The sequence below is a fragment of the Anaerolineae bacterium genome, assembly GCA_016931895.1.
Lineage (GTDB): Bacteria > Chloroflexota > Anaerolineae > 4572-78 > J111 > JAFGNV01.
On sequence record JAFGDY010000287.1, the window covers coordinates 1 to 5,501 of the forward strand.

The 5,501-nt window shown below is 52.8% G+C and carries 2 protein-coding genes and 1 pseudogene; all 3 read left to right on the forward strand.

Annotated elements, in window-relative coordinates; translation table 11 throughout:
• Nucleotides 1–171: 171 nt before the first annotated feature.
• Complete coding sequence (gene recN / locus JW953_21850) at nt 172–1,938, forward strand: DNA repair protein RecN (GenBank protein MBN1995348.1); 1,767 nt, start codon at nt 172–174, stop codon at nt 1,936–1,938.
• Nucleotides 1,939–1,943: 5 nt separating this feature from the next.
• Nucleotides 1,944–3,617, forward strand: coding sequence for a tetratricopeptide repeat protein (locus tag JW953_21855; protein ID MBN1995349.1), 1,674 nt, complete (start codon nt 1,944–1,946; stop codon nt 3,615–3,617).
• Nucleotides 3,618–3,921: 304 nt separating this feature from the next.
• Nucleotides 3,922–5,278: pseudogene (locus JW953_21860) on the forward strand (transposase).
• Nucleotides 5,279–5,501: the final 223 nt, after the last annotated feature.

A 5,501-nucleotide genomic window follows, 5' to 3' on the forward strand; every position in this document is an offset into this window, starting at 1 on the left:
AAAATCTATGGGGTTGTCTCGTTTATCTCTGCTGATGTCGCTCCTTTAGGTATATGAATTTTGACCAAATTTGGATCTACTGATACTCTCTAAAAATAAAAACACTACACTGTACAATACGTTACGCCAGCGGATAAAGTTTCGTCCTTTATATTAAAAAAGGTAACTACCGTGCTTACCGAACTAAACATTGCCGATTTCGCCATTATCAATGAATTGACCCTTAACTTTGCCCCCGGTTTTAATGTGCTCACCGGCGAAACCGGGGCCGGGAAATCTATTATTATTGATGCGGTCAGTATGCTTTTGGGCGGACGCGCCGACGCCACGTTTATCCGCGCCGGAAGCGAGCAGGCCCGGGTGGAAGGTATTTTTCGCCTGTCCGATTATCTGCGGACCAATATAGACTCCATCCTGGAACGGGAAGGGCTGGAAGGCGATGATCCGGACGTGCTCATTTTAGGCCGTGAAATCCGCAGTACCGGCCGCAATTTTTGCCGGGTTAACGGGCGGGCGGTCAACCTGGGCATTTTAGAAGAAGTGGCCCAGCCGCTGGTTGACATTCACGGCCAGAGCGAACATCTCAGCCTGCTGCGCGTGCGGGAGCATCAACGCTTTTTGGATCGTTATGCCGGCCTGGATGAGCAGCGCGAGAGCCTGGCCGCGGCTGTCCGCCAGTTGCGCCAAGTGCGCCAAGAATTGGATAATTTGCTCAAAAACGAACAGCAGTTGGCCCGCCGGGTTGACCAGCTTTCGTTTCAAGTTGAAGAAATTCAGGCGGCCAATTTGAAGCCGGGTGAAGAGGAAGAATTAAACACGGAGCGCAATCGCCTGGCCAATGCCGAACAGCTCAACCAACTCTCCGGCGAAGCTTATCGTTTGTTGGTGGAAGGAAGCGGCGAGGAGCAACTTTCGGCAGTGGATTTGCTGGGCCAGGTTAGTCGCTTGATGGGCAATCTGGTCAAACTTGACTCCTCCTTGTCTGAACAAGGCCAACTGGTTGATGGTTTGGCCGACCAGGTGCAAGACCTGGCCGCAAATCTGCGCGATTATAGTGAAGGTATTGATTTCGATCCCACCCGCTTGCAGGAGCTTGAAGAACGCCTCAATCTTATTTTCAACCTTAAGCGCAAATATGGCCAAACCATAGCCGAGATCATTGCCTTTGGCCAGCGCGCCCAGGCCGAGCTGGAAACCATTAGCCATAGCGAAGAACGCATCGAAGAACTTAAAGAAGCGCAAGAGGAACTGCGCCACAAAATTGGGGCGCATGCCCTGGCTCTGTCTCAGGCCCGCCGCCAGGCAGGCCTGACCCTGGCCGAGCGAGTGGTGGCCCAATTGGCCGATTTGAGCATGGAAAAAGCCGGCTTCACCGTTGAGATAAAATGGAACGACGATCCTGACGGCGTTTACGTTAAAACAGACGACGAGACCCGGACCCTGGCCTATGACGAACGCGGTATTGACCGGATTGAATTTCTCATCAGCCCCAATCCCGGCGAACCGCTCAAACCGCTGGTTAAAGTGGCCTCTGGCGGTGAAACCAGCCGGATCATGCTGGCCCTCAAAACCGTGCTGGCCGGAGCCGATGAAACCCCCACCTTGATTTTTGACGAAATTGACCAGGGTATTGGCGGTCGTATTGGGGGTGTTGTGGGTTATAAATTGTGGCAACTTACCCAGGGCCAACATCAGGCTTTGTGTGTCACTCACCTGCCCCAAATTGCCGGTTACGCCGACGCCCATTATCATGTAACCAAACAAGTGACGGGCGGACGGACCCAGACCGGCGTGCGCATCCTCTCCGGCGACGACCAGGTGAACGAGTTGGCCCAAATGCTGGGCGCTCTGAGCGATAGCACCCAGGAAAGCGCCCGTGAGATTTTGCGCGAGGCAGTCTCAGCCAAAAAGGATACGCCTAACCAAAAAGCAGCGTAAGGTAAATGGAATATCGTCCCAGACCAAAAAAACGTAATCCCTTGATCATGGCCGGCCTATTTATTTTTTTGGTGGGCGCGATCTTTGTTTTGGTCATTTTGTTGAGTATTTACGTTGGCTACCTTGAATTTGAAGTGCCGTCTTTGGCCCAGCAATTTGGCCCTACCCCTACCCCCACCCGGCCGGCCGTGCTTTACATTGCCGATGGCGACGCTTATTTTGTGGAGGGCCAACTCCATGAAGCCATTGCCGCTTATGAGCAGGCCATTCAATTAGACCCCAACAACGACATCCCCTATATTCGCCAATCGCGCCTGCTGGTTTATACCCATGATACGGCCAAAGCCGTAGAGCGAGCCGCCCAGGCCGTGCTGCTCAACCCCACCAGCCCCGAAAACCTGGCCTACTATTGCCGCGCCCTGGATTGGGAAGCCCGCTACAGTGAAGCCTTTGACGCCTGCTCGTGCGCCATTGAATTGGACCCAGGCTACGCCGAAGGTTACGCCTTTCTTTCAGAAGTCTATGCCGACCAGGCGAATTGGACCTTGGCCCGCACCACGGCCCAGCAGGCGCTGGAGGTCAACTTCAACAGCATAGACGCCCAACACAACATGGGTTATGCCCTGGAAATCCAGGGACGTTATGCGGAAGCGGCGGAGTTTTATGAAAATGCCATCACTCTGGCTCCCAATTTAGGCCCGCTGTATATTGACGCCGGGCGCAGTTATTACTGGGCCGGCGATTTGGAAAAAGCCGCGGAGCGTTACAAAAAAGCCATCAAGCTAAATCCGACCGACCCGGAAGCGTATGATCGTTTAGGGTGGACCTATTATACTGAAGGAGATTATCCGCGAGCATTGGATGCGTTAGAGCAGAGCGCCGGAGTTGATCCCACCTACTTCAAAGCCTGGGGCCACATGGGCATGCTTTATTATACCCGCCAAAATTTTGAAACCGCGGTTGAGTTTTTGCCCAAAGCCATTGAATTGGCCGAAAAAGAGTTCCTGCGCCGCGCCCGCTGGGTTGAAGTTTATACCGAGATTGAAACGCTGACCGGCCCAGAGTCCGTTCCTATTTTACGAGGGCGTTTCGCTAAACCGGATACCGACAATAATAATTATGTAGCCCAACTCCATCCGGTAAGTTATCAATCTACCCTCCGGCCCGACTCAGAAGAGTCTTGCGCTGAGACTATTGTGCAATCCATCCAGAGCCAGACGGTTTTGGTGGATTCAGCCCAATCGTTCACCCTCACCCAAACTTTTAGCCAAACTTCTGGCGCAGCCACGCTCAATTTTACCAGTGGAAATCTTTTCCTTGATCTCAATAACCTGCCCCAACCCGAAAACATACCTTATGAAATAAAAGTGATCTTTTGGCCCAACCGCATTGACAGTGTGGCTTATGTGCAACCCGATGGCAGTCAAAAAGCCCAAATCAACATTCAATTTAAAGAAAGATCATCGGCGCCCGTAGAGTACTACTATAGCCTGGGGCTGGCCTTTGCCTATTTGGAACCGCCGTTATGCAACCAGGCAGTTCCCTGGCTCTTGAAAGCGTTGGAGTTAGACAGTTCAGCTTACAATCCGGCCTGGGCCGGTTTGCGTATCTGCCCCAGCCCCAATTCTCCGCCAACGCCTATCCCTACCGCCACGCCGCCCCCTGATGAAAATGGGTGAAATTTGCTGTAACTCCTGCTTTAAGGCCACCCGACTGGCCCAACAACGATTATGAATATACTCGTGATGATTCGGTAATTCGACATGTCATTCTGAACGAAGCTTGGAAGCGAAGCGGCTGAAGCGGAGTGAAGAATCTCCTATGAGTTATTGTTTGCAACCGTTATGAGGAGATTCTTCGCTCCCGTTGGTCGCTCAGAGCAACTAGCAGTTTGTCGGAGAGAGCGGCTTCCCTCCGAATTTGATTTACAGTAAAATTGCGGTCATTGAGCAAATCTGATGCACTTGGCAGGAGAACCCGCTTATGGCCCGCAAGTTCAAAACGGTTGATTATGAACAATCCGGTCAGCAAAAGCTGACCATCAATGATTGTCTGCCGGCTGATCATTTGGCCCGCTTTATTGTGGAAATCGTGGGAATGCTGGATTTGAGTGCTTTTTACACCTACTATGCGGCGACGGGCGGCGAACCGATTGATCCCAAAGTGCTGTTGGCGCTGTTGCTGTATGCCTACGCCACCGGTATCTTCAGTTCCCGCCAGATCGAGCAGGCCACCTATGAGATCATTTCCTTTCGCTTTCTGGCGGGCGGGCTGCATCCGGATCATTCGACCCTGGCCTGGTTTCGCAAGCAGTTTCTGGCCGAGATCAAGTTGGTGTTTGCTCAGGTCTTGCTGATTGCCCACGAGCTGGGATACCTGACCTTGGGTAATATTAGTCTGGATGGGAGCAAGATCCATGCGGATGCCTCCAAGAGCAAAGCGGTCAGTTATGGTCGGTTGCTGGAACTGGAAGCCCGCTTGCAGCAGGAAATCGAGGAGTTGTTGGCCTTGGGTGAACAAACTGATGCAACCGAATGGCCCCCAGGCTTGACGATCGAAACTGAGGTGGCTTTTCGACAAGAACGCTTGCTGAACCTGGCCCAGGCCAAGGCTGTCTTGGAGGCCCGGGCGGCCGAGCGCTATCAGGTGGAGGTGGCTGAATACGAGGCTGCGGTTGCGGGCCGAAAAGGCTCAAGAGAGTGGGCGCAAACCACGAGGGCCAGAACCCAAGCCGCCCCAGCAGAGCGGCCCCCGGGCCAAGGATCAATACAACTTTACTGATCCAGACTCCCAGATTATGAAGAATAGCACCAATGCCGGTTTTGATCAGCATTACAATGTCCAGATCGCCGTGGAGCAGGAGAATTTGTTTGTCGTGGGTCACAGCTTGTCGAATCATCCGGTCGATACTTATGAAGCCATTCCTACGGTCGATGCCATCCCGCCTGAGATTGGCCAACCCAAAGCCGCCGCCTTGGACAAAATCTACTTTGCCCCCCGGAACATCCAGGACTTGGAGGCCCGGCAGATTGAGCCTTTCATTGCCACCGGGCGTGAGCCGCATCACCGTAGCTGGCAAGAACGATTTGCCCAAACGCCTGAGCCACCCCCTGATGACGCCAGCCCGATCGTCAAAATGGCCTACAAGCTTCAGACCGAACTGGGCCAAGCCATTTACGGCTTGCGTAAGTCCACAGTCGAGCCGGTCATTGGCATTATCAAGGAGGTATTGGGGTTCCGGCAATTCTCGCTGCGCGGTTTGCAGTCCGCCGCCGGAGAATGGTGCCTGGTCTGTTTGGCCTGGAACTTGAAGCGGTTGCACAAGTTGGCAACCACCTAAATGATGACACCCCCAGCCGCGGACTGCGCCTCCTCTCTGAAGAGGAGGCAAATTGAGCGTTGCTGCAACCCAATTGGGCCAAAAATGAGCCGAATTTTCTAACAACATAACAGTAACTGTTTATTCCTTCACGATTATTGGGATGGTTCATCTCTTACGAATAGTTAAGTTGACACTTTTCAAATAGGCGAAAATCTATATGAGTGTTAATCCAAGAAAATAG